This window comes from Kineococcus sp. DHX-1, assembly GCF_042473625.1.
Taxonomy (GTDB): Bacteria; Actinomycetota; Actinomycetes; order Actinomycetales; family Kineococcaceae; genus Kineococcus.
In genome coordinates, this window is sequence record NZ_CP170445.1 from 2,305,994 (window position 1) to 2,329,161 (window position 23,168).

At 71.3% G+C, this 23,168-nt stretch carries 22 protein-coding genes; 10 read left to right on the forward strand and 12 right to left on the reverse strand.

Features of this window, described 5'->3' with window-relative positions:
* Window positions 1–63 precede the first annotated feature (63 nt).
* The 6 genes from ACFEMC_RS11145 to ACFEMC_RS11170 all read right to left on the reverse strand — a co-directional run bounded on the left by ACFEMC_RS11145 (window position 64) and on the right by ACFEMC_RS11170 (window position 9,060).
* Window positions 64–3,942: a fibronectin type III domain-containing protein gene (locus ACFEMC_RS11145; protein WP_380176324.1), complete on the reverse strand. Its 3,879-nt coding sequence runs from the start codon at window positions 3,940–3,942 to the stop codon at window positions 64–66.
* Window positions 3,943–4,033: 91 nt separating this feature from the next.
* The gene (locus ACFEMC_RS11150) at window positions 4,034–4,405 is read right to left on the reverse strand and encodes a hypothetical protein (protein WP_380176326.1); all 372 of its coding nucleotides are present in this window, start codon (window positions 4,403–4,405) and stop codon (window positions 4,034–4,036) included.
* Window positions 4,402–4,806: a flagellar export chaperone FliS gene (fliS, locus tag ACFEMC_RS11155; RefSeq protein WP_380176328.1), complete on the reverse strand. Its 405-nt coding sequence runs from the start codon at window positions 4,804–4,806 to the stop codon at window positions 4,402–4,404. Before fliS ends, ACFEMC_RS11150 begins: the two co-directional genes overlap by 4 nt.
* Before the next feature lie 142 nt (window positions 4,807–4,948).
* Window positions 4,949–6,526: a flagellar filament capping protein FliD gene (gene fliD / locus ACFEMC_RS11160; protein ID WP_380176330.1), complete on the reverse strand. Its 1,578-nt coding sequence runs from the start codon at window positions 6,524–6,526 to the stop codon at window positions 4,949–4,951.
* Between the two features lie 65 nt (window positions 6,527–6,591).
* Complete coding sequence (locus ACFEMC_RS11165) at window positions 6,592–7,821, reverse strand: flagellin (RefSeq protein ID WP_380176332.1); 1,230 nt, start codon at window positions 7,819–7,821, stop codon at window positions 6,592–6,594.
* Between the two features lie 342 nt (window positions 7,822–8,163).
* The gene (locus tag ACFEMC_RS11170) at window positions 8,164–9,060 is read right to left on the reverse strand and encodes a sigma-70 family RNA polymerase sigma factor (RefSeq protein WP_380176334.1); all 897 of its coding nucleotides are present in this window, start codon (window positions 9,058–9,060) and stop codon (window positions 8,164–8,166) included.
* A gap of 246 nt (window positions 9,061–9,306) precedes the next feature.
* Here ACFEMC_RS11170 and ACFEMC_RS11175 point away from each other — a divergent pair, with 246 nt between their 5' ends.
* The gene (locus tag ACFEMC_RS11175; RefSeq protein WP_380176336.1) at window positions 9,307–9,654 is read left to right on the forward strand and encodes a hypothetical protein; all 348 of its coding nucleotides are present in this window, start codon (window positions 9,307–9,309) and stop codon (window positions 9,652–9,654) included.
* On the opposite strand, the gene ACFEMC_RS11180 is transcribed toward ACFEMC_RS11175, so the two are convergent.
* The gene (locus tag ACFEMC_RS11180) at window positions 9,655–10,182 is read right to left on the reverse strand and encodes a Uma2 family endonuclease (protein WP_380176338.1); all 528 of its coding nucleotides are present in this window, start codon (window positions 10,180–10,182) and stop codon (window positions 9,655–9,657) included.
* Window positions 10,183–10,328: 146 nt separating this feature from the next.
* Here ACFEMC_RS11180 and flgN point away from each other — a divergent pair, with 146 nt between their 5' ends.
* From flgN to ACFEMC_RS11220, 8 genes are all read left to right on the forward strand, one after another.
* Complete coding sequence (gene flgN / locus ACFEMC_RS11185) at window positions 10,329–10,820, forward strand: flagellar export chaperone FlgN (RefSeq protein ID WP_367638678.1); 492 nt, start codon at window positions 10,329–10,331, stop codon at window positions 10,818–10,820.
* Between the two features lie 27 nt (window positions 10,821–10,847).
* Window positions 10,848–12,257: a flagellar hook-associated protein FlgK gene (gene flgK, locus ACFEMC_RS11190; RefSeq protein ID WP_380176340.1), complete on the forward strand. Its 1,410-nt coding sequence runs from the start codon at window positions 10,848–10,850 to the stop codon at window positions 12,255–12,257.
* A gap of 37 nt (window positions 12,258–12,294) precedes the next feature.
* Window positions 12,295–13,179, forward strand: coding sequence for a flagellar hook-associated protein FlgL (gene flgL, locus ACFEMC_RS11195; RefSeq protein ID WP_380176342.1), 885 nt, complete (start codon window positions 12,295–12,297; stop codon window positions 13,177–13,179).
* Between the two features lie 71 nt (window positions 13,180–13,250).
* Complete coding sequence (gene fliW, locus ACFEMC_RS11200; RefSeq protein WP_380176344.1) at window positions 13,251–13,652, forward strand: flagellar assembly protein FliW; 402 nt, start codon at window positions 13,251–13,253, stop codon at window positions 13,650–13,652.
* A 175-nt stretch (window positions 13,653–13,827) separates the two neighbouring features.
* Complete coding sequence (gene fliW, locus ACFEMC_RS11205) at window positions 13,828–14,232, forward strand: flagellar assembly protein FliW (protein ID WP_380176346.1); 405 nt, start codon at window positions 13,828–13,830, stop codon at window positions 14,230–14,232.
* A gap of 64 nt (window positions 14,233–14,296) precedes the next feature.
* Window positions 14,297–14,803, forward strand: coding sequence for a YbhB/YbcL family Raf kinase inhibitor-like protein (locus ACFEMC_RS11210; RefSeq protein ID WP_380176348.1), 507 nt, complete (start codon window positions 14,297–14,299; stop codon window positions 14,801–14,803).
* Complete coding sequence (locus ACFEMC_RS11215) at window positions 14,800–15,345, forward strand: YbaK/EbsC family protein (protein ID WP_380176350.1); 546 nt, start codon at window positions 14,800–14,802, stop codon at window positions 15,343–15,345. The genes ACFEMC_RS11210 and ACFEMC_RS11215 overlap by 4 nt, the downstream gene beginning before the upstream one ends.
* Before the next feature lies 1 nt (window position 15,346).
* A complete protein-coding gene (locus ACFEMC_RS11220) occupies window positions 15,347–15,724 on the forward strand; it encodes an SRPBCC family protein (RefSeq protein WP_380176352.1) in 378 nt (125 codons plus the stop codon).
* On the opposite strand, the gene ACFEMC_RS11225 is transcribed toward ACFEMC_RS11220, so the two are convergent.
* From ACFEMC_RS11225 to ACFEMC_RS11245, 5 genes are all read right to left on the reverse strand, one after another.
* Window positions 15,683–16,639, reverse strand: a complete 957-nt coding sequence (locus ACFEMC_RS11225; protein ID WP_380176354.1) for an NAD(P)H-dependent glycerol-3-phosphate dehydrogenase — start codon at window positions 16,637–16,639, stop codon at window positions 15,683–15,685. The genes ACFEMC_RS11220 and ACFEMC_RS11225 overlap by 42 nt on opposite strands.
* Before the next feature lie 10 nt (window positions 16,640–16,649).
* Window positions 16,650–17,468 carry a TrmH family RNA methyltransferase gene (locus ACFEMC_RS11230; RefSeq protein ID WP_380176356.1) on the reverse strand — a complete coding sequence of 273 codons (819 nt, stop codon included), beginning with the start codon at window positions 17,466–17,468 and terminating at the stop codon, window positions 16,650–16,652.
* Window positions 17,469–17,477: 9 nt separating this feature from the next.
* On the reverse strand, window positions 17,478–19,079 hold the full coding sequence (locus ACFEMC_RS11235; protein WP_380176358.1) for a putative bifunctional diguanylate cyclase/phosphodiesterase: 1,602 nt from the start codon (window positions 19,077–19,079) through the stop codon (window positions 17,478–17,480).
* 200 nt (window positions 19,080–19,279) lie between these two features.
* A complete protein-coding gene (locus ACFEMC_RS11240) occupies window positions 19,280–19,969 on the reverse strand; it encodes a response regulator (protein ID WP_380176360.1) in 690 nt (229 codons plus the stop codon).
* Entirely contained in the window at window positions 19,969–21,591 is a 1,623-nt protein-coding gene (locus ACFEMC_RS11245; protein ID WP_380176362.1) for an ATP-binding protein, read from the reverse strand. Before ACFEMC_RS11245 ends, ACFEMC_RS11240 begins: the two co-directional genes overlap by 1 nt.
* A gap of 151 nt (window positions 21,592–21,742) precedes the next feature.
* Here ACFEMC_RS11245 and ACFEMC_RS11250 point away from each other — a divergent pair, with 151 nt between their 5' ends.
* Window positions 21,743–23,158 (forward strand): CitMHS family transporter, encoded by a 1,416-nt coding sequence (locus ACFEMC_RS11250; protein ID WP_380176364.1) that lies wholly within the window; start codon window positions 21,743–21,745, stop codon window positions 23,156–23,158.
* Window positions 23,159–23,168 lie beyond the last annotated feature (10 nt).

Here is a 23,168-nt window from a genome sequence, read left to right on the forward strand (position 1 = left end):
CTCGCTGTTGGTGGGAAGCACAGAAAACGGCCGCCCGGTCCACCGGGCGGCCGTTCTGCGTTCTCAGGCGAGCGGGCTCACGGCGCCGCTGGTGAGGTCCTTGGCGTAGAGGTCCATCTTCCCGTTCGTGTCGGACGCGACGAGGGCCTGCATGGTCGCGACCACCACGGAACTGCCGGACAGGACGACAATGCTGCCGAACTCGGCCGGCATGACATCGCTGGTCATGCGCCGCGACGACGGCGCTCCCGACGCCTGCGACGTCACCATCGCGGGGTCGGTACCCGCGGCGTTGAGATCGCGCCGGTACCAGTCGGTGTGCTGATCGGTGTCCGCGCCGTAGTCCGCCGTCGTGGCGAAGAACGCGAAACGCCCCGTCGGGTCGAGCTGCACGCCGTGCTCCCACGTCGTCTTCTGCCCGACGATCCCCGCCCTCACGACCTGGCGCGTCGTCATGTCCTGGCGGTATGCCAGGTACTCCCCCGCTCCGCTCGTGAAGCGGGAGTCGTTGGAGCTGAACGCGGTGAACCGTCCGTCGTCGCTGAGGGAGACATCGTTCGCCCCCAGGTCGACACGCGCGGTGTAGTTCACCGACCCCCACGTCCCGGCGCCGGCCGCCACCTCGAGAGCACCGGTCTGCAGGTCCTTGCGCCACAGGACGGGACTGTTCTGCAACGCGGTGGCGAACAGGACGTACCGGCCGTCCGGCGTCACGTCGAGAGCCGCCCCGATGGTCCCCCCGGCGATCTGGTTCCCGTTGGGATCAGCGTCGACCCGGGTGACCTCACCGGTGCTGAGGTCCTTCCGGAACAAGTCTCGAGCGGCGTTGGTGTCACCGGGCACGAGGTCGGAGCGGGAGGAGAAGAAGAACACCTGGTTCCCATCGGCGGTCATCGCCAGCGAGGGAGCCGTCGAGTACACGCGGTTCCCGGTCACCACGTCGGTCCCCGCCGTCGTCGACACCGCACCGGAGGACGGCACGCTGACGAGCTGCCACACGCCCGTCTGCCGGTCGAGCCGGTAGACGTCCAGGGCGCGGTTCGTGTCAGCGGCCACCAGAGCAGCGGTCGTGGTGACCACGGCGTAGCGCCCGTCGTCGCTGATCGCGACACGGCTGGCGCTCAGGTCGGTGCCCGCGGCCCCGGGGGCCAGACGCGTCACGGTGCCGGTCACCCCGTCCTTGACGTAGAGCTCGTACTGGGTGTTCGTGTCGCTGGGCTCGAGCTGCGCCGCGGTGCCGAAGACGGTGAACCGGCCGTCGCGGGACAACGCCGTGCCCGATCCCCCGCCGCTGCCGGTGGGGGAAGAGGTTCCGCCACCCGTCGCGGGGGCCGTGGGGGTCAGGACCACCGGGGACGACGTCGCACCACGCTGCCCGGACGAGGCGACGGCCCGGACCGCGAACGACGAGGCCGTCCCGTTGGTCAGCCCCGTCACGGTGGCGCTCGTCGTCGTGGCCGACTGCACGAGCGTCCCGTTCACGAGCACGTCGTAGGACACCGCGCCGGGGACAGCGCTCCACTGGAGGGTGACCGCGGAGTTCCCGGGAGTTCCCGACAGGCCGGTCGGGGCGGGGAGTTGCGGGGTACTGGGCGTTGCGGCCGGCGCCGCACCTGCCACCGAACGGTTCCCGGCGGCGTCCACGGCCACGACGGAGAACGTGTAGGTGGTCCCGTTCGACAGACCCCCGACGGTCGCCGACGACGCGCTCGCCGGAGCGGTGACCCGCACGGTGCCGGTCTGGTCGACGACGTCGTAGTGGTCGACGTCGGGGTCGCTGGACCGGGTCCACGTCACGGTCACGGTCGAGTCGCCCGCGCTGCTGCCCACGGCGCTCGGTGCGCCGGGAGGCGTGATATCCACCGGCGTGACGGTCACCGCACCGCTCGCAGCGGAGGCGTTGCCCGCGCGGTCGACCGCCACCACGGTGAAGGAGCTGCTCGTCCCGTTCGTCAGACCCGTGACGGTCGCGCTCGTCCCGGGGGCACTGATCGTCGCCACGGTTGCGCCGGAGGAGTTCTTCACCAGGTAGGTGGCGACGTCGGTCTCGGGGCTCCCGGTCCACCGCAGGGTCGCGCGCCCGTCGCCCGGCGTGGCCGTCAGGCCCGTCGGCGCGGACGGGGGCGTGGTGTCGCGGGGCGTCACCGTGACCGCGTTGCTGGAACCCGACACGTTGCCCGCGGTGTCGACGGCGACCACCGTGAAGGTGACGGCGGTGTCGTTGGCGAGGTTGCCGACCGAGACTGTCCGCACGTCCTTGGTGACCGTGGCGACGGTGGCTCCGGTTCCGTTGCGCACCACGTAGTGGTCCAGGTCCGGTTCCGTGCCGGCGTCCCAGGACAACGACACCGCGCCGTCGCCCGCGCTGCCCGCGAGGTTCCGCGGCGCGGCGGGGGGCGTCGTGTCCCGCGGGGTGACCGAGGCGACGTTGCTGGGCAGCGACTCGTTGCCCGCACCGTCGATCGCGACGACGACGAACGAACCCGCCGTGCCATTGGCCAACCCGGTGACCGTGGCGGTCGATGCGCTCGCACCGACCACCGCCAGATTGGTGGACGAGCCGGAACGGCGGACGACGTACCGGGCGACGTCGTTCTCCGGGCTCCGGTTCCAGGTGAAGGTCGCCGAGCCGTCCCCGGCTGTCGCGACGAAGGCGGTGGGCGCCGACGGAGCCGTCAGGTCCACGGGGGTGCCGTAGACCGGGGCGCTCTTCGCCGACTCGTTGGGCACGGCGTCGGCGGCGGACACCTGCACCTGGTAGGTGGTGCCGTTGGTCAGCCCCGAGACGGTGGTCCTAGTGGTCCCGGCCGGAACGGCCGTGCGGAACGTCCCGTCCACGTACACCCGGTAGGCGTTGGTGTCGGTGGCGGCGGAGGGGTTCCAGCTCAGGGAGAGCGCACCGTCCGCCGGCTGGGCCACGAGACCTGTGGGGACGTCGGGAGCCACGTCGTCGAGGGGGCGCGACGTCACGGTCCTGGTGGCGGACGTGTTCCCGCGAGCGTCGACGGCGGCCAGGGCGAACGTGTAGGAGGTGCCGTTGGTGAGGCCCGTGACGGCGAAAGACGTCCCGGTGACGGAGAGGTTGCTCAGGGGCCCACCCGACAGCACGTAGTGGTCGAAGTCGGGTTCGGTGTTCGCCGTCCACGACAGGTTGACGCGCCGGTCGGTCGGCGAGGCCGTCAGTCCTGCGGGAACCGCCGGGGGCGTGAGGTCGACCGGGGCACCGGTCGCCGCCGCGGAGTAGTCCGACCTGCTGACGGGGTTGGCGTCGTTCACGGCGACGACCTGGTAGCTGTACGTGCGACCGTTCGTGACGGCGTTGTCCGTCCAGCTGGTCGCGTTGGCCCCCGTGGGGGACGCGAGGAAGGTCCCGTTGCGGTAGACGTCGACGCGCTTGCGGTTGGCGTCGACCGGCAGGGTCCAGGTGAGGGGGACGGCACTGTCGGCGACGGCGGCAGTGAGGCCGGTGGGCTGCAACGGCGTGCCCGTGGCCGTCGGCGTGGCGCTCACCGAGGTCGACGACGGGGACTCACCGTCGGCGTTCACCGCCGTCACGCTGACCGTGTAGGAGACGTTGTTGGTGAGCCCGGTCAGGGTCGCAGAGGTGGCGGGCGCGGGGACCGTCACCGTGCGGCTGCCGCCCAGCACCACTCCCACGACTCCGAGCCAGGTGTAGGTGACCTTGTAACCGGTGACGGAAGCGTCGGTGGCGGCGTTCCACCGCGCGAACAGCCGCGTGTCCCCGACGTCGACCTTGAGGCCGCTCGGCGCGACGCTGACCGCCGCGGCGGCGCGGTTGCTCGAGGACAACCCGAGCTCGTAGCCCACCTGGGGGGACCACACGCTCAGGACGGACGCGGCGGCCACGGCGGCGGCAGCGCGGGTGAGGCGACGGTTGAGCACGGGATCCTCCGGCAGGGACACGAAAGCCCCGGTCGACATCTAGATACCTTCTAGATGTCGACCGGGGCTCGACCCGCTTGACCCGAGTCACCCGATCGCCGGTCTCAGGACTGCCTGTGACGTCGAGACCTCAGATCGCCTGGTCGACGAAGACCGGAGGACGTTCCGCGGCGTCGAACTTGCTGAGGCCTCGACGCTGCGAGCGTGCGTACACCATCGCTTCGACGAGGCGGTCGCTCACCTCGAGCTGGCGCTGCAGCAGGGCGCGTGCCCTCTCGGCGAACTCGCGCGGCACCTGGCCGAGGGCCGCCGGCGCGACCCAGTCCGTAGTCGGCACCACGTCAGGGGCGTCGACCCCGGCGTGCATCGCGTCGATGAGGCGCTCGGCCTCAGCGACGTCCAGCTCGACAGTCCGCAGGGCGGCATCCCAGGCGGCGGACCAGTCGACGGCTTCGCGGGACTCACCCAGCGCGGCGGACCCCACCGCACCCGGGACCGTCATGCAGTCCCGCCGCTGAGGTACTCGAGCGCTGCGCCGCGCCATGCCTCGGCCAGCGGCTCGACGGTGACGGTGCGGCAAGCGGCCGTGCGTGCCGCGTCCCCGCTGAGGTTGGCGGCGATGAGCTCCTTGGACAGCCAGTTGTAGAGGGCCATGAGGTTCTCGCCCCCCTCCCACGCCTCGACGTCGAGGCTGTTCCGGAGCTCGGCGACGATGTCCTGGGCGTGCACGAGGTTGTGGTGCGCCGTCTCCCGGTCACCGGCGAGCTGCGCGTTCTCCGCGCGCTGCAGGTCCAGGACGAGACGGTCGTACAGCATGACGAGGAGGGCAGCCGGGCTGGCGGTCGCCAGGCTGTCACCGAGGTAGCGGCTGGCGTTGCGGGCGCCAAACATCGTCTGGGTCATGCGCTGCTTTCCTCCAGAGGTGTTCCGGTGTCAGGGGCTCCATCGGCACTTTGCGCGCCGACTGCAGGCCCACGACCGTCCGATTCCAGAAAGCACGAAGCCGGCCACCACAGGACGTGGTGACCGGCTTCCTGAGCTGGGATCAGCCGTTGCTGGAGTTCATGCTGGCGAGCTGACCCGAGAGCCAGTTGCCCTGGCTCTGGGACTTCTGCAGCGCGATCTCCAGCTGGGAGTAGTACTTCTGGTAGTACGCCTGCTTGGCCTGCAGGCGGACGTCCCAGTCCGAGATGCGCTTGGTGAGGTCCGAGATCGTCGACGTCTGCCCCTTGATTGCCGACGTCAGCGTTCCGGTGACCGAGTCCGTCGCCGCCTTGGTGACGGCGGCGAGACGCTCGACGACGCCTTGTGCGGTGCTCGTGCTGTCGAGGCTCGTCGGCGCCAACGCGGACTGGGTGCCCTTCGGGTCGGCCGCGTACGCCGCCGAGAACACCCCCTGGTCGAACTTCAACTGACCGTCCGAGGTCGACTGCAACCCGTACTTCGCCGCAGACACGCTCCCCCCGAGGGCGGACGTGACTGCGCTGATGATGCGCGCCTTGAGTGACCGGACGGCCGAGTCACCGTTTAGCACGCCGGCACCGGAAACCGCTCCCGTCGCGCCCACCTGGCCACTCGAAGACTGCTTCGCGATCTCCGAGAGCGCGGCGTTCGCTGCAGTGACGAGAGAACTCACCGAGTTCACGACCGCCGAGGCGTCGGTGGCTACGCTGACGCGTGCCGGGGCACCACCAGCAGGCGTGACGCCGGAGACCGTCACAGCAACCCCTGGCATCAGATCGTTGAACGTGTTGGTCGCGGACGTGACCGGAATCGATCCGGAGCCGGTCAGGGTCGAGATCGAGATCTGCGCGTCCTGAGCCTTCGTCAGCAGGTCATAGCCCCCGACCGACGTCGTCCCCGACGGCGTGGTGTACCCGGCGATCTTCTGCCCCACGACAGGATTCGGGGTCGTGGTGCCGTCGGAATTCCTGACCGACAAGGATCCGTCGGAGTTGGCGACGACGGGGACGAGGTCGAAGTTTCCCTTGGTCGCCCCAGTGCCGCTGCTGCTGATCTGCAACCGGTAGTTGCCGTCACTGATGCGGACCGCGACGGCGGTCAGCCCCAGGCCGGCCACCTTGTTGATGGCAGCGGTGACGTCGCTTAGAGAGCCCGAGGTGGGGTTCACCGTCCCGAGGAGGGTTCCGTCGGAGGCCACCACGTCCAACGGGATGCTCAACGCTGCCCTGATGTCGGGACTGGACGGGTCGAAGGACCTGCTGAGGATGGACTTCCCCGAGGCCAGGGAGTCTACGGTGAAGGCGATGGCGCCCGGCGTGGCCGAGGCCGTCGCGGTCGCCGTGACGTTGGTGTCCGAGGACGACGCCTTCGCGGCGGTCCACGTCGACGGCTGGGTCAGCGCGGAGGCCGCCGTCTGCAGCGCCGAGAGTCGGGCGTTGACGCTCTGGTAGGCGTTGACCTTCGTCTGCGCCGCCGAGACGTTGTTCTTCAGCTGGGTTTGCGGTGCCGCATCGACGCTGAGCAGTTTGGCGATGATGCTGCTGGTGTCGAGTCCGCTGATCAGCCCGTCGACGGCGGAGGAGGAGGATGACACAGAGGTCATGATCCGGTGCTCCTGTCTGATGTCGATGGAAGTGACATGAAAGAAGGCGGGGAACACCGCGTGCGGTGTCCCCCGCCTGGTGAGGAGGGTGAGCCGGAGCTACCCGACCTCAGTCAGCGAACTCAGCCACGCAGCAGGGTGAGGATGTTCTGCGTCGAGGAGTTGGCCTGGGCGAGCATCGACGTGCCGGCCTGCGCGAGAACCTGGTTCTTCGTGAACTTGGTCATCTCGGCCGCCATGTCGGTGTCGCGGATGGCGGAGTTGGACGCGGTGATGTTCTGGATCGCCGTGTTCAGGTTGTCGATCGTCTTCTCGAAGCGGTTCTGGATGGCGCCGACGGTCGCACGAGCCGCGGAGACGTTCTTGAGCGCGTTGTCGACGTCCGCGATGGCGGTCTGCGCGCCAGCGGTCGTGGCGACGCTGGTGCTGCCCAGGCCGAGGCCCGCGGCGGTGAAGCCGGTCGCCGTACCGTAGGTGGCCGCCGCGCCGCCGGACGTCGTCGCCGTCCCGAACTCCGCCGTCGCGCCGGTCCCACCGATGGTGATCGAGTGGCCAGTGCCGGTGGCGGTCGTCGTGAAGGCGAGGTGGCCGGACGCGTCGTAGCTGGCCGTCACGCCAGCGGACGACAGTGCCGTGTTGATGGCGGTGAGCTTGGCGTTCGCGTCAGCGTAAACCCCCGTGAGGTTGACAGTGGTCGCAGCACCACCATCGACGGAGACAGTGAAGCTGGTCGCCGCACCGGGCGTGCCAGTGCCGCCACCGCCAGCGGTGTAGTCGAGACGGGTGTTGGCGACGACCGAGCCGGTCGACTTGAGAGCCGTTGCAGACGCTGCGGGAACCGCAGTACCGAAGACGTTCGCCGTCAGGTCAACGGCCACGCGGTCGTTGGCGGTGTTGAAGGCGCCGATCTGGAACTGACCGTTGTAAGAGCCGCTGAGGAGGCTCTGGTTGCCGAAGGAGGTCGTCGCGGAGATGCGGTCGAGCTCCTTGCTCAGCTGCGAGAACTCGCTGTTCGCTGCAGCCTGAGCGGTCGTGTCCTGCGAACCGGAGTTCGACGCCTGAACGGCCAGGTCGCGCATGCGCTGCAGGATGTCGGTGACGGTGCCGAGCGCGCCGTCAGCGGTCTGAGCGACGTTGACGCCGTCCTGCGCGTTGCGGACCGCGACGGTGAGGCCGCCGATCTGCGACTTCAGGCCCTCGGAGACGACCAGGCCGGCGGCGTCGTCCGCAGCCTTGTTGATGCGGAAGCCCGAGGACAGCTTCTCGAGCGAGCCGCTGACAGCCTTGTCCGTCTTGTTCAGGTTGTTGTACGAAGACAGAGCGGCGATGTTGGAGTTGATGCGAAGACCCATGGTGACGATTCCTCCGTGATGTGGGGCCTAGGGGGGTGTCTTGCGTCGGCCGTCCGTGGCCTGACACTTCATCCATCGGCTTGCGGGCTTCCCACCTGAGCATCTCGTCACGTGGCAAACGGGTGACTCTTCCGACCCACCCGAACCGCGTCCCCCTGGAGTCCCTCCAGGACTGCTGGACGCGGTTGTCCCGCTGCCGACGGGGCACCGCAGTGCGCGACACCTCGTTGCCCCTCCATGGAAGCACAGAGCGTGGCGTGCTGTCGCGCTGTGTGACGGCATTGCGAGAACACCGAAGGCCCCGCACCGAAGTTCGGAGCGGGGCCTTCGAGGTGAGACGGTTCAGGCGGTGCGCATCGCCGGCACGGAGAACTGCGCGAAGCTGGACAGCGCCAGCCGGCTTCGGAAGTCGGTCTGCGTCCCGACGGCGGCGTAGTACGCCTCCTTGCGCTTCACGGCCGCGCCGGAGCCGGCGGACTTCAGCACCATCTCGGGCGACAGGTGCGTGTTCATCCCGTCGCGCAGGAGGACGAGGGCCTCGGCGCGCATCTGAGAGATGCGGGACTCCGAGACGCCGAGCTCCTCGGCCAGCTCCGCCATGGGCCGCTCGTGCAGGAAGTAGCCCTCCACGACGTGCCGGAGCCGCTCGGGCAGGACGCTGACGGCCGAGCGCAGGTAGCCCAGGCGCTCGCGGTGCAGGAGCTCCTGTTCCGGGCCGGGGGTGTGCGTCGGCAGGTGGTCGTCCAGGGAGGCACCCTCGGCGGTGAAGCCCTGCATCGACAGCACCATGGAGCGCTGCGCCTCGTCGCGGGTCTCGGCCAACTCCTTCTCGGACACCCCGAGGGTGGAGGCGAGCTCGCTGGAGGTCGGCGTCCGGCCGAGCTGCGTCGTCAGCTGGTCCTCGGTCTGCGACAGCTTGCGCTGCCGGCTGCGGACGCCGCGCGAGGCCCAGTCCTGACCGCGCAGATCGTCGAGGATGGCGCCGCGGATGCGGGTGTTGGCGTAGCGGTTGAACGGGACGCCCGTGGTGGGGTCGTAGGCCCGCGACGCCTGGAAGAGCGCCATGAGGCCGGCCGAGGTCAGGTCGTCGCGGCTCACGTGCGAGGGCAGACGGCCGATGAACTCGGAGGTGATGTAGCCGACGAGCGGCAGGTGCTGCTCGACGAGCGCGCTGCGCTGGGAGGCGCTGAGCTCGACCATGGGGAGCTCCCGGGTGGCGGTGGCAACGTCTGCGGTCACACACCCTCTCTCGGCACGTCCCCCCTCGTGACTTGAGCGCCGATCGGGTGAGTCCTCACCCCGGCGCGTTGCTCCGAACGGGACCGCCCGCGCCACGCACCGTGCGCCCATCGCCGGAGAGGGTGACGTCCGACCCGATCGGCCCAGCGGTGTTCAGCGGACCCCATCCGCGCGCCGAGAGTTGTTCCGGAGCACCCGTCGCCCGAACCCTGAGGCGCACGGGACCAGTGAGGCAGGAGGACGTTCGTGAAGCCGTTGTGGCAGGTCGTGCAGGACCTGGAGTTCGCCTACAAGAAGGGCTGGCTGACGCCGACCTTCCTCGACAACTACGCGGTGAAGAACGAGGAGCGCGTCAGCGCCCTCTACGCGCTGTGCGCCAAGAACTTCCTCGACGTCGAGCACGAGATCGGCCGCAACGACCACATCGCGAAGGAGCGCTCCCGCGGGCTGGACCAGAGCGCGGTCAACCGCGCGATGGAGGAGGAGGCGCGCGTGCTGAACCAGGAGATGCGACGGGCCCGCGAGGACGGCCGGCCCTACGCCCTGCGCAAGCCGTCCAAGAACGCGCAGTTCGTCAGGAAGACCGGCAGCTGATCACGCCCAGAGCCCAGCCTCGTCGTACCCGGCCAGCCAGTGCGCGCTCCCCCGCCCCGGTGCGTAGACGCGGTCGGGTCCGAGCTCCAGCCGCGTCAGTGTGCGGGCCTCGGGGTCGACGACCCAGTAGTCGCTGATCCGCCACTGCGCGTACAGGTCGCGCTTGAGCAGCCGGTCGACGGACCGGGTCGACGGGAACTCCACCTCGACGACCAGCAGGACGTCGGAGGGGTCCGCGTAGACCCCGCCCTCGTCGAGCGCGTCCTCGGCGAGCACGACGACATCCGGGATGAGCAGGCGGTCTGTGGCTCCCCGGCGCAGCACGTTGGCGCCGGCCAGCACGACCCAGCCGCTCGGGCAGGAGGCCGACAGGGCTCCGCTCAGCCGGGTGACAAGCCGCTGGTGCCGCAGATCGCCAAGAGGTGTCACGTGCAGGCTCCCGTCGATCAGCTCCATGCGCGGGCCGGCGGTCTCGCGGGGCAACTCCTCCCACGTCAACGGGAAGACGCTCGTCACCGAGACGCTCATCGGCGCCACCTCCTCCCCCGTCGTCCCTGGGCCGATCCTAGCCAGCCGACCTCCCGGATCCACCCTCCCGCCGCCTCAGCTCGTGGTAGCGCCCGCCGATGGACGCCTCGAGCACCACCCACGACAGGCAACGGGGAAGGACACGCATGGGACTCGCCGAGGTCTCCGGCATCCTCTGGAAGGAGCGGGAGCTGCTGGAGCTGCTCCTGTTCAAGCTGGAGGAGGAGCAGCTCGTGCTGGCCAGCGGCCGCACGCGCTGGCTGGCGCACGCGACCCGCGAGGTCGAGTTCGTCATGGAGCAGATCCGGACGACCGAGCTCCTGCGCGCGACCGAGGTGGACGCCGTGGCCGCCGAGCTCGACCTCGAGCCCGGTCCCAGCCTCAACGCCGTGGCCGACGCGGCGCCGGACCCGTGGGGTGAGATCTTCCGCGGTCACCGCGACGCCTTCCTGACCCTCACCGCGGAGATCCAGGACCTGGCCGACGCCAACCGCGACCTCCTCAACGCCGGCTCCCGCGCCCTGCGCGAGACGCTGCTCGGGCTGGACAAGCCCCTCGACACCTACACCGCCAAGGGCAAGAACATGGCCGCGCCGACCGGTGGCTCCCGCGCCCACTTCGTCGACGAAGCACTCTGACCGGCCTGCTGAAAGGACCCCCAGACGATGAGCACCTTCTCCGGCATCAACAACGCCTCCCGCGCCCTGTCCGCCGCCCAGCGCGGCATGGAGGTCACGGGCCAGAACATCGCCAACGTCAACACCGACGGCTACTCGCGCCAGCGCGTCGAGCAGTCGGCGAGCGTCCTGAACCAGACCGGTCAGTTCACGCAGAAGTACGTTCCCGGTGACGGCGTCGTCGTCACGGGCCTGACCCGCGTCTCCGACGCGCTCGCCACGGCGACCGCACGCCAGGACTCGGCGGCGGCCAAGGAGCAGGCTGCGGCCAGCACCGTGTGGTCCGGCATCGAGAGCGCCATCGGCGACACCGGGGCGACCGGGCTGAGCAAGAACCTCGCGGACCTGTCCGCCTCGTGGAGCGACCTGGCGGCCAAGAGCGGCACGGACGGCCTCGCCGGCGCGCAGTCGCTCGTCATCACCCGCAGCCAGACCGTGGCGACGCAGGTGTCCGGGATGAACGACCAGCTCGAGGCCCAGTACGACCAGCTCGGTCTGCAGGCCCAGACGCTCGCGTCGCAGGCCAACACGATCGCCACCAACGTGGCCAAGCTCAACACCTCCATCCGCGAGACGCTCGGCAACGGCGCCTCGGCGAACGAGCTCATGGACCAGCGCGACCAGTACCTGACGCAGCTGGCCGACATCACCGGCTCGCGCGTCGTCAACCGCGACAACGGCACCGTCGACGTCTTCGTCGGCAACGCCACCATCGTCTCGGGCGACTTCTCCTACGAGATGCGGCTGTCCACCCAGACGAGCCCCACCGACAAGACCGCCGTCGCCGCCGGGGCGGAGAAGATCGGCAACCAGATCGTCGCGAGCATCGGCGGGCAGGACGCCGGCCCGGTGACGGGCTCCCTCAAGGGTGTCCTCGACGGGGCCAACAAGACCCTGGCCGACCAGCAGAAAGGTCTCGACGACTTCGCTACGACGCTCGCGTCGACCGTCAACACCGCCTACGGCGCGACCTTCTTCAGCAGCGTCGCTCCCGGGTGGACGGCCGGCAGCCCCGTCAAGGCCTCGCAGTTGCAGGTCGCCGTCACCAGTTCCACCTTCCGGGACAGCTCCGGCACCGGGACCGGCACCGGCTCCGCCGACCGCGCCTACGCCAAGGCCGTCTCCGGCGCCTTCGCCGACGTCAAGAGCAGCTGGCGGACCAACGTCACCAACCTGGCCGCCTCGACGCAGTCGGCGTCCAACCGCGCCGACCTGGCCTCCCAGGTGTCGCTGAAGTCCTCCGCCGTCGCCGACGGTGTCTCGGGCGTCAACCTCGACGAGGAGATGACCAACCTCGTCGCCTACCAGCACGCCTACTCCGCGGCCGCCCGCGTCCTGACGAGCATCGACGAGGCGCTCGACACCCTCATCAACCGCACCGGCCTCGTCGGCCGCTGACGACTGACCTGACCGGAGGACCACCATGCTCGGCCGTGTGACCCAGCGCAGCATCGCCAACCAGGCGCTCACCAACCTGCAGTACACCCAATCGCGGACCGCCAAGCTGCAGGAGCAGATCACCAGCGGGACGTCGCTGTCGAAGGGCTCGGACGACTCCGTCCGCGCCGCCGCGGCGCTGCGCCTCAACGACCAGATCGCCGTCAACACCGAGAACTCGCGCAACCTCACCGAGGCGCGGGGCTGGATGACGACGCAGGAGCCGGCGCTGCAGAGCACCACCGACAGCCTGCAATTCATCCGCGGCCTCGTCGTGCAGGCCGGCAACGGCGCGCTGGACAGCAACGGCCTGAAGGCGATCGCCAAGCAGATCACCGAGGCGAAGAACAGCATCCTCGGTGACGCCAACACGCAGTTCCAGGGTCGCGCGGTCTTCGCGGGGTCCTCGGCCACGACGGCCGCCTTCGACCCCACGACCTACGCGTCGGGTGACGACAGCGGGACCGTCCAGCGCGAGATCTCCCCCGGCGTCAAGATGACCGTCAACGTCAACGGCAACAGCGTCTACGGCGTCCAGGGCGCCGGGACCACCTCGCTCTTCGCCGAGCTCGACACGCTGGCGGCCGACGTCGCCGCCGGCAACGTCGCCACCAGCTCGGTGACCCTCTCGAGCATCGACAGCCGCATCAACCTCGCCACGAACGCCATGGCGACGATCGGTGCCCGGACCAACCAGCTCGACCACGCCGAGGACGTGAACTCGGGACAGCTGCAGTACCTGCAGTCCCAGCTCGACGACGTCCAGGGCGTCGACCCGGCCAAGGCCTACCTCGAGTTCACCCAGCAGAACGTCGCCTACCAGGCTGCTCTGCAGGTCACGGCGAAGACCGTCCAGACGTCCTTGCTGGACTTCCTGCGCTGACACGCGCACACCGCACCCACCGGAAACGTTCCATCCCCCTCCCCACCTCCGGAGTTCCTAGAGTGACCCTCATGACCGACGCGCCTGTGACCGCTCCGATCATCGAGTTCGTCTCCCCGATCATGGGGTTCGGCGAGCAGACCGCCTTCCACCTCGTCCCCCTGGACGAGGAGGGCACCCTGTGGTCCCTGCGCGACGCCAGCGGTTCCGGCCTGCGCCTGGTCGTCGTCGCCCCGACCCGCTTCTTCCCGGGCTACGCCCCGGAGATCGACGACGAGACGGTCGCCGCTCTGGACCTGCGGGACGCGACCGAAGCAGCCGTCCTCAACGTCGTGACGGTCGGGGACGACCCGGCCAGCTCGACGGTGAACCTCTTGGCGCCCATCGTCATCAACCACCGCACGATGCGGGCGGCGCAGTCGGTGCTCGTGGGCACCGACCTCCCCCTGCGGGCTCCGCTCATAAGTGCCTGAGAGCACCTGCGCGACCTGAACGCCCCGCCGGATCCCGGCGGGGCGTTCGTGCTTCTGGCGGGGACACGGAAGGACGCGACGGACAGCGCAGATGCCGCTACTGTCTGTAGTGGTCGAGCAGCCAGAGCACCTCGGGCCAGAACACCCGGGGTCTGCAGACGAAGGGAACACCACCGTGAGCATCGCCTCCGAAACCACTCCCAAGATCGAGTTCATCGCCCCGCTCGCCGGGCTCGAGCAGCACAAGAGCTTTGAGCTGCAGCCGCTCGACGACGACGGCATGTTCTTCACGATGCGCTCGATGTCGGACCCGAGCCTGCAGCTCGTCGTCGCCGACCCGATGCCGTTCTACCCGGACTACGAACCCGTCATCGACGGCGAGACCGCCAAGTCGCTGGAGCTGGAGAACGAGGAGGATGGCGCCGTCCTGGCCGTCGTCAACATGCAGGAGGGGGCAGAGAAGGCCACGATGAACCTCTTCGCGCCGATCGTCGTGAACCCGCGCGCGCACCGCGCGACCCAGGCCGTCCTGTACGGCAAGGACCAGCCGCTGGACGCCCCCCTCGTCCGCAAGGACTGACACTGGGACGCGGTCCGGACCGGTCGAGGGGCCGGTCCGGCCCGCGCCCGTTAGCGTCGGAAGCATGAACCTCGAACGACCCATCGCCCCGGACCCCTACTCCCTGCTCCCCACGGTGCCGTCCTTCGCGCTGCACTCGGTCGACGTCACGTCGGGTGAGCAGCTGGACGAGAAGCACGCCGGCGGCAACGTCTCGCCGCAGCTGAGCTGGGACGGGTTCCCCGAAGGCACCAAGAGCTTCCTCGTGAACTGCTTCGACCCCGACGCGCCGACGCCGGCCGGGTTCTGGCACTGGACGATCGTCGACGTCCCGGTGGGCGTCACGAGCCTGGAGCAGGGCACTGCCGCCCCGCAAGGTGCGACCGTCCTGCGCAACGACATGGGCACCGAGGACTTCACGGGGGCGGCGCCGCCGCCCGGGGACCGCGCACACCGGTACGTCTTCGCGGTGCACGCCCTGGACGTCGAGTCGCTCGGCCTGCCCGAGGGTGCGACGCCGACGGTCGCCGCCTTCACGTCCCTGGGCCACGTGCTGGCGCGCGCGACGCTCAGCCCCGTCTACTTCCGGTGAGCGACGCCCAGCACGCGGCCGGCTCCCTGACCCTCCTGCCCGCGGCCGACCACCTGCACCTCCTCCCCGAAGCGGTGCGGGCGGCCCTGCCGCAGGGGGCGTGGGTCGCCGACATCGATCCCGACCTCGCCGACACCGCGGCCCTGGTCGAGGCGGCCGGTGTCCCGCTCGACGGGTCGGCGAACTGCGTCGTCGTCGCGGGCAAGCGGGAGGGTGAGGAACGGATCGCCGCGTGCGTCGTCCTGGCCAGCACGCGGGCCGACGTGAACGGCGCCGTGAAACGGCTGCTGGAGGTCCGCAAGGCCTCGTTCCTGTCGATGGACCGCGCCGTGGAGGAGTCCGGCATGGAGTACGGCGGCATCACCCCCGTGGGGTTGCCGTCCGGCTGGCGGGTCCTCGTGGACCAGCGGGTCGCCGACACCGACTGGCTGCTCGTCGGCTCGGGCCTGCGGCGCTCCAAGCTGGTCGTCCGCGGCAGCGACCTCGCCGCCCTCCCAGGCGCGGAGGTCGTGGACATCGCCATGGACATCCCGCAGAGCTGACGTGCGCCTCACCGTGCGGGGACCGCGGCCGGCGGCGGCGGTCTGGGCCGACTACAGGCAGATCGCCCGCTGGCCGTCCTGGGCCCCGCACATGACGTCCGTGGACGCCGACGCGGAACGGATCGCCGTGGGCGTCACGGGTCGCGTCCACCGCGGACCGGTCCGGCTCCGCTTCACGATCACCGCGGCCGACGAGGACGCCATGACGTGGTCGTGGCGCGTGCTCGGGATCCGGATGGTCCACGCCGTCCGCGCCGTCCCGGGCGGGTGCGTCACCACCTTCGACGGCCCAGCCCCGTACCTCCCGGTGGCGTGGTTCGCGCTGCGGCGTCTGGTCTCACGTCGCCGAGAGGAGGCGGGACACCGCGGCGACGGGTGACCGCTCCCCCGCCAGCACGGCGACGACGTCACGCACGAACGGCAGGTCGGGGTCGCGGCGCAGCAGGGCGGGGGCGGTCGCGACCCCCTCGGCGGTCCCGCCGGCCCGGCCGACCGCGTCCGCGAGCGGCAACCCCTCCCCCAGCGCCAGGCCGACCCGGTGGTTGCGCGAGAGCGTCGACGTGCTCGTGGCGACGAGGTCACCGGCCCCGGCCAGTCCCAGGAACGTCTCCGGCCGCGCCCCCAGCCGACCGCCGAGGGTGGCCATCTCGCTGAGGCCCAGCGTCAGCACCGCCGCCCGCGCGTTCGCCCCCAGCCCGGCGCCCTCGACCATCCCGACCGCCAGCGCGACGACGTTCTTGAAGGCGCCCGCGACGTCGACCCCGACGACGTCGGTGACCGCGTGGGCGTGGAACTGCGGGGTCGTGAAGACGGCCGCCACGTGCTGCGCGAGGCGTTCGTCCGGGCCCGCCACGACGGTCGCCGCCGGCTGGCCCCGCGCGATCTCGGCGGCGAGGTTCGGCCCCGACAACGCCAGCACCTGCCGGTCGCGCAGCACGTCGTGCACGACCTCCGTCCCGAACTCCCCCGTCGCCGTCTCGACCCCCTTGGCGAGGTTCACCACCGGGACGCCCGGGAACTCCGGTCGCCAGGCCGTGAGCCGGGACCGCAACTGCTGCAACGGGACCGCCAGCACGACCAGTGACACCCCCCGCAGCGCCACCGCCACGTCGGGGGTCGCGAGGACTCGAGAGGGCAGCTCCACACCGGGCAGGTAGCGGGAGTTCTCGCGGGTCGCCGCGATCTCCGCGGCGAGGTCGGCCCGCCGGCACCACAAACCGACGTCAGAGTTCTGCGCGAGGACGCCGGCGACGGTCGTCCCCCACGCTCCGGCTCCCAGGACGGCGACGCGCACGCGGTTCACGCTACGCCCGCCGCGTCTCCCACAACGCCACCGCGCTCGCGGCGGCGACGTTGAGGCTGTCGACGCGGGGATCCATGGGGATGCGGACGACGACGTCGGCGGCGGCCACCGCGCGTCGGCTCAACCCGTCCCCTTCCGTGCCGAGCAGGAAGGCCAGGCGTTCCGGCGCCGCGAACTCCCCCAGCGCGACCGCGTCGTCCGACAGGGCGAGCGCCGCGACCGTGAACCCGGCGTCCCGCAGCAGGTCGAGGTCCCCCGGCCAGGACACCGCCCGCGCCCACGGCAGGTGCAGGACGGTCCCCATCGAGACGCGCACGCTGCGCCGGTACAACGGGTCGGCGCACCGCGGGCTGACGACGAACCCGTCGACGCCGAACGCCGCGACGGACCGGACGATGGCCCCGACGTTCGTGGCGTCGGCGATGTCCTCGAGCACGACGAGCCGGGCCGGGCCGGGCGGCAGCGCCCCGAGGAGGTCGGCCACCGACCGCGGCACGGGGCGGGCGAAGGACCCCAGCGCCCCGCGGTGCAGGTCGACACCCGTCAACGTCTCCACGGTCGCAGGCGGCGCCACGAAGGCCGGCACGTCCTCGGGCAGGTCCCCGGCGAGCTCGGCGTACCGGTGCGGGGAGACGAGGAACGACCGGGGCGTGTACCCGCTCTCGAGCGCCCGGCGGATCACCTCGACGCTCTCGGCGAGGAACAACCCCTCGGCCGGTTCCCGGCGCGTCCGCAGCTGCACGTCGCGCAACGCGGTGAAGTCCCTGAGGAAACCCGTGTACCGGGGGTCGTCGAGGTCCTCCAGGTCGATCCGCGGCACCCGGGGAACCTACCGCACCGCCTCCCGCACAGCAGGAGCGGCGCCCTGCCGTGCCTCCAGGGCCGGCAGGTCCACGACGTCGCGCACGTCGGGGCTCGGCCGGCCCAGCAGGAAACCCTGGGCCGAGTCGCAGCCGAGCCGCTTCAGCGCCTCGAGCTGGTCGGAGGACTCCACGCCCTCCGCCACGACGCCCACGCCCATGTTCTTCGCCATGCCGATGATCCCGGCGACGACGGCCTCGTCCTGGCGGTGCCGGCCGAGTCCGGCGACGAAGTGCCGGTCCACCTTGACGTGGTCGATGGGCATCGTCTGCAGGTGGGCCAGGGAGGAGACCCCGGCGCCGAAGTCGTCGACCGCGACGCGGACGCCCATCATCCGCAGCGCGTGCAGCGTGGAGAACCCCGCGTTCGCGTCGGCCACGAGGAGTTCCTCGCTCACCTCCACGAGCAGGGCGTTCCCGGCCGGGCCGGTCGGCTGCGAGGAGGCGACGGCGTCGAGGAGTTCGGCGTTCGCCAGTTGGCGCCTCGAGACGTTCACGGCGACCGTCAGACGGCAGTCCTCGATGGTGGAGTACCAGTGCTCCAACGTCTTCCACGCCTCGTCGATGACCCACTTGCCGATGTCGACGATGAGACCGCTGCGCTCGGCCAGGGGCACGAAGTCGGCCGGCTGCAGCAACCCCCGGCGCGGGTGCTGCCAGCGCAGCAGCGCCTCGACGCCCTGCACGTGCCCGTCCCGCAGGTCGACGATCGGCTGGTAGTGCAGCCGCAGCTGTCCCTCGGCGACGGCGAGCGCCAGGTCGACCTCGGTCTGCAGGGTGTCGACGGCCTGCGCCTGCATCCGCTCGTCGAACAGTTCCGAGCGGGCCTTGCCGCCCTCCTTCGCCCGGTACAGCGCGGCGTCGGCTCGGCGCAGCAGCTTCGAGGCGTCCGCCTCGTCGCGGGCCAGCGCGATGCCCACGCTGGGGGTGATGACCAGGCGTCGGCCGCCACCGAACTCGATGGGCCGGTCGGCGATGGAGTTCACGACGCGCTCGGCGATGCGCGAGGCGTTCAGCTCGTCGGCGAGGTCCTCGCACAGGACGGCGAACTCGTCACCGCCGAAGCGGGCCACCGTGTCCTCGGGACGGACGGCGGCGCGCAGCCGGTTGGACACCTCGACGAGGACGATGTCGCCGACGGCGTGCCCGTGGGTGTCGTTGACGCCCTTGAAGCCGTCGAGGTCGAGGTACAGGACGGCGCAGGCGCCGGAACTGCGGCGGGCCAGGGCGTGCTGGAGGCGGTCGGTGAACAGCTGGCGGTTGCCGAGGTCGGTCAGCGGGTCGTGCAGGGCCTGCCGCAGGGCCGCGTCGAGCGCCTCCTGCTGGTGGCGGCCCTCGACGTCGAGGCGCACGGCCGACTGCAGGGCCAGGACGAGGAGCAGCAGCGCCGCGACCAGCCCGCCCGCGAGCGCCGAGAGGAGGCCCTGCAGGGTGGGGCCCCCGTCGAAGAGGACCTGGACCAGGGCGACGACCCCCACGACCACGAGGGGCGAGACGACCGCCCAGGGCACGACCCGGGTGCGGACGTCGTCGCCGGCCGAGTGCCGCGCCGACCAGGGCCAGCGGCTCATCCCGGGGTCCTTCCTCGTCGTCGTCCCTCGCGTCCCACGGGCCACTCCAGGCGCTGGCTTCACCTGAGCAGCTCGTTGACTGCTCATCGTCATCGAGCGCACACGTTCTGTCTACTTCACCCGGTCGGCCGCGTCACGACGAGCCACCCCGAACGGCCCTGAAGTCACCCGATCGGGTCACCGAGGCTCACGTCGAGGGCTCAGCTCAGCGGCGCGTAGCGCTGCTCTGGCCGGCCCGTCGCCCCGTAGCGCAGGCGCAGGGCGAGCTTGCCCTCCCCGTCGAGGGCGGCGAGGTGGCGCTGGGCGGTGGCCCGCGAGATCCCGGTGGCGGCCGCGACGTCGGCGGCCGACAACGGCTCGGCGGCCTCGGCGAGGGCCCGCAGGACGAGGTCGCGGGTGGCGCTCGTCGCGGCGCTCCCCCCGCGGGTGGCCGCGGCGTCGGCGTGCAGGGCGCGGAAGGCGGCGTCGGCGACGTCCTGGTCGAGGGGTTGACCGTGCTCCTCGGCGGTGGCGAGCACCCTGCGGTAGCGGGCGTAGGCGCGCAGCCGGGTGTGCAGGACGGCCTCGCCGAACGGTTTGACGAGGTAGCCCAGCGCCCCGCAGCGCACGGCCCGGCGGAACGTGCAGGGTTCACCCGCCGCACTCAGCACGAAGGCGTCGCAGGACCCGAGGAGGTCGAGCCCGGACCCGTCCGGCAGGTAGACGTCCAGCAGCGCGAGGTCGACGGGGGTGCCGGCCGCCTGCTGGCGGGCGAGCAGGGCGCGGGCCTGCGCGACCGACCCGGCGGTCCCGGCCACCTCGAACCCGGCGACGGCGTCCACGTACCCGGCGTGCAGCGACGCCACGCGGAAGTCGTCGTCGACCACGAGGACGCGCAGACCGCCGCCCATCAGGTCACCTCCAGCTGGTGGACGGGGGTCAGCGCCCCGGGGAGGCGCACGACGAAGACGGCGCCGGACCCGGCAGTCGCGGGAGCCAGCCACGCGTCGCCGCCCCGGGCGCGGGCCACCTGCCGCACCAGGCCGAGGCCGATGCCGTGCCCCTCCTCGTCACGGGTGCTGACCCCCGTCTCGAACACGCTGTCGCGCAACGACTCCGGCACTCCCGTCCCGGAGTCGGCGACGGCGACGACGAGGTCGGCGCCCTCCTGGACGAGGTCCACCTCGACCCGGGGGTCGCGACTGCCAGCGGCGGCGTTGACGGCGTTGTCCACGAGGTTGCCCAGCACCGTGGTGACGTCGACCGGGTCGGCGACGCGGCCGGCCACCGAGACCTCCCCCAGGGCGAGGACGACCTGCCGTTCCCGCGCGTGGGCGGCCTTGGCCGCGACGAACGCCTGCAGGTACGGGTCGCCGACGGCGTCGAGCCCCTCCACGCGCGACCCCAGCGGCCCCGTGGCCAGGAGGGTGCGCACGTAGGCGCCCGCCTCCTCGGGCCGACCCGTCTCGAGCAGCCCGGCGACGAGGTGCAACCGGTTGGCGAACTCGTGCCGCTGCGCGCGCAGGACCTCCCCGACGGCCTGGACGGCGTCGAGCTGGCGGGTCAGCAGTTCCACGTCGGTGCGGTCGGCGACCGTGACGACGTGGCCCAGCAGCCGGCCGTCGCGGTCGACGCGGCGGGCCGACAGCAGCAGCGCCCGGTCCCCCACGACGGCCAGGACCGGCGCCGCCGGCGGGCTGGTGACGACCTCGCGGACGGCGGGGGGCAGGTCGTCCAGGACGGCACCCGCGGGGACGGGGCGGCCGAGCAGTCGGGCCGCCTCCCCGTTGGCCAGGACGACGCGCTGGTCGGGCCCGAGGGAGACGACCCCCTCGGCGATGCCGTGCAGGACGGCGTCGTGAGCCTGCAGGATGCCACCGAGCTCCTCCGGCTGCAGGCCGAGCGTGAGCCGGCGCAACCGACCGGCCAGGAGGCTGGCCCCGGCGAGCCCGAGCACGAGGGCGCCGGCGGCGACGGCCAGGGCCGGCACCAGGGCGTCGCGGGCCCGGTCGGCGATGGCCGCGGACCCGACGCCGACGCTGACCTCGCCGACGACGCGGTCGGACCCCAGGGCGCGGACCGGCACCTTGGCCCGGGCCGAGGCGCCGAGCGTCCCGGTCTCGTCGGTGACGACCTCCTCGCCGGCCAGGGCCCGGGTGGGGTCGGTGCTGACGCGCTGCCCCAGGACGTCGGGGTTCGGGTGGGCGAGCCGGAGGCCGCGGTCGTCGGTGACGACGACGAAGAGGGCCCCGGTGCGCGCGCGGACGGCCTCGGCCTCGCGCTGGACGAGCCCGCGGCGCAGCGTCGCGGCGCCGGCGGGCGGGTCGTCGCTCGCGGCGGTGACGGCCTCGCGGACGGCGTCGTCCTCGGCGAGGGTGCGGGCCACGTCGAGGCTGCGGTTGCGGGACTCCACGACGGCCTGCTGGTGGAGCAGGTAGACCGAGCCGCCGCAGCCGACGGCGAGGACGACGGCGACGAGCAGGAGCAGCACGGCCAGCACCTGGCGGCTGAACGACCATCGTCGGGGGTCCACGCGCGAACGGTAGTCCCGTTGCACGCGTGAGCACAACGCGCACAACACGCGGAACGCTCAGTGCGCCGTTCTGTGCGCGCAACCCTTCCCGACGACCGGGAGTTCCCTAGCGTTCCCGTCAGTCCCGTTCGACGGAGAACTCGGAGCAACGATGCTGGTCACCCTCGGTTTCACCATGGTCGCCCTGTTCATGGTCCTCATCATGACGAAACGACTCACGCCGGTCGTCGCCCTGATCCTCGTCCCGCTCGCGTTCGCGGTCATCGCCGGCACGGGTGTCGGGGTCGGGGACGCGGTGATGGAACAGGTCGGGAAGTTCGCCCCGACGGCCGCGCTGCTGTTCTTCGCGATCGTCTACTTCGGCCTGATGATCGACGTCGGGTTGTTCGACCCGCTCATCCGCCTCATCCTGCGGATCTGCGGGAACTCCCCCGTCAAGGTCGTCATCGGCACGGCCGTGCTGACCTCGCTCGTCTCCCTGGACGGCGACGGGTCGACGACGTTCATCATCACGGTCTCGGCCATGCTGCCGCTGTACCTGCGCCTGGGCCTGTCGCCCGTGGTCCTCACGGTGGTGGCGAACCTCGCCGCCGGTGTCATGAACATCATCCCCTGGGGCGGGCCGACCGTCCGGGCGGCGACCGCGCTCGGCGTCTCCCCCTCGGAACTGTTCAACCCCATGGTCCCGAGCATGCTCGCCGGTCTCGCCGCCGTCGTCGTCATGGCCTGGACGCTCGGCCTGTCCGAGAAGCGCCGCCTGGCGAGAGCGGGCCGCGAGCTCGGCATCGAGACGGTGGAACTCGTCGAGGTGCGCGAACCCGCCCTCGCCGGCGGCGGTCCCGGTGCCGGCTCGGCGCACCGGACGACGGGTTCAGCCGGCGGCGCAGCCCTCGGCGGTGACGACGACGGCATGACCAGCGGCGCGCTCGACCCCGACCGTCCCACGCTGCGGCCCAGGCTCATCTGGTTCAACGGCGCCCTCACCGTCGCCCTGCTGGCCCTGCTGGGCATGGACGTCATGCCGCTGCCGTTCCTCTTCATGGTGGCCGCCGCGCTCGCGCTGCTGGTGAACTTCCCCAAGCCCTCCGAGCAGGTCGAGCGCATCAAGGAGCACTCCTCCAGCATCGTCGCGGTCGTCTCCATGGTGTTCGCGGCCGCCGTCCTGACCGCGGTGCTCACCGAGACCGGCATGGACACCGCCATGGCCCGCTGGCTCGTCGACATCGTGCCCGACGCGTGGGGCCCACACCTGGCCGTGATCACCGGCGTCCTCAGCATGCCGCTGACGTTCTTCCTGTCCAACGACGGTTTCTACTTCGGCGTGCTGCCGATCCTCTCCGAGGCCGCCTCGCACTACGGGATCTCCGGCGTCGAGATGGCCCGGGCCTCGATCGTCGGCCAGCCGGTCCACTTCACCTCGCCGCTGGTGCCCGCGATGCTGCTGCTGATCTCCCTCGCCAAGGTGGACCTCGCCGACCACCACAAGAAAGTCATCTGGCGCTCGGTCGTCCTGTCCCTCGTCATGCTCGTCGCCGCCGTGGCCACCGGGGTCGTCCCCTTCGGCTGAGGACGCACCG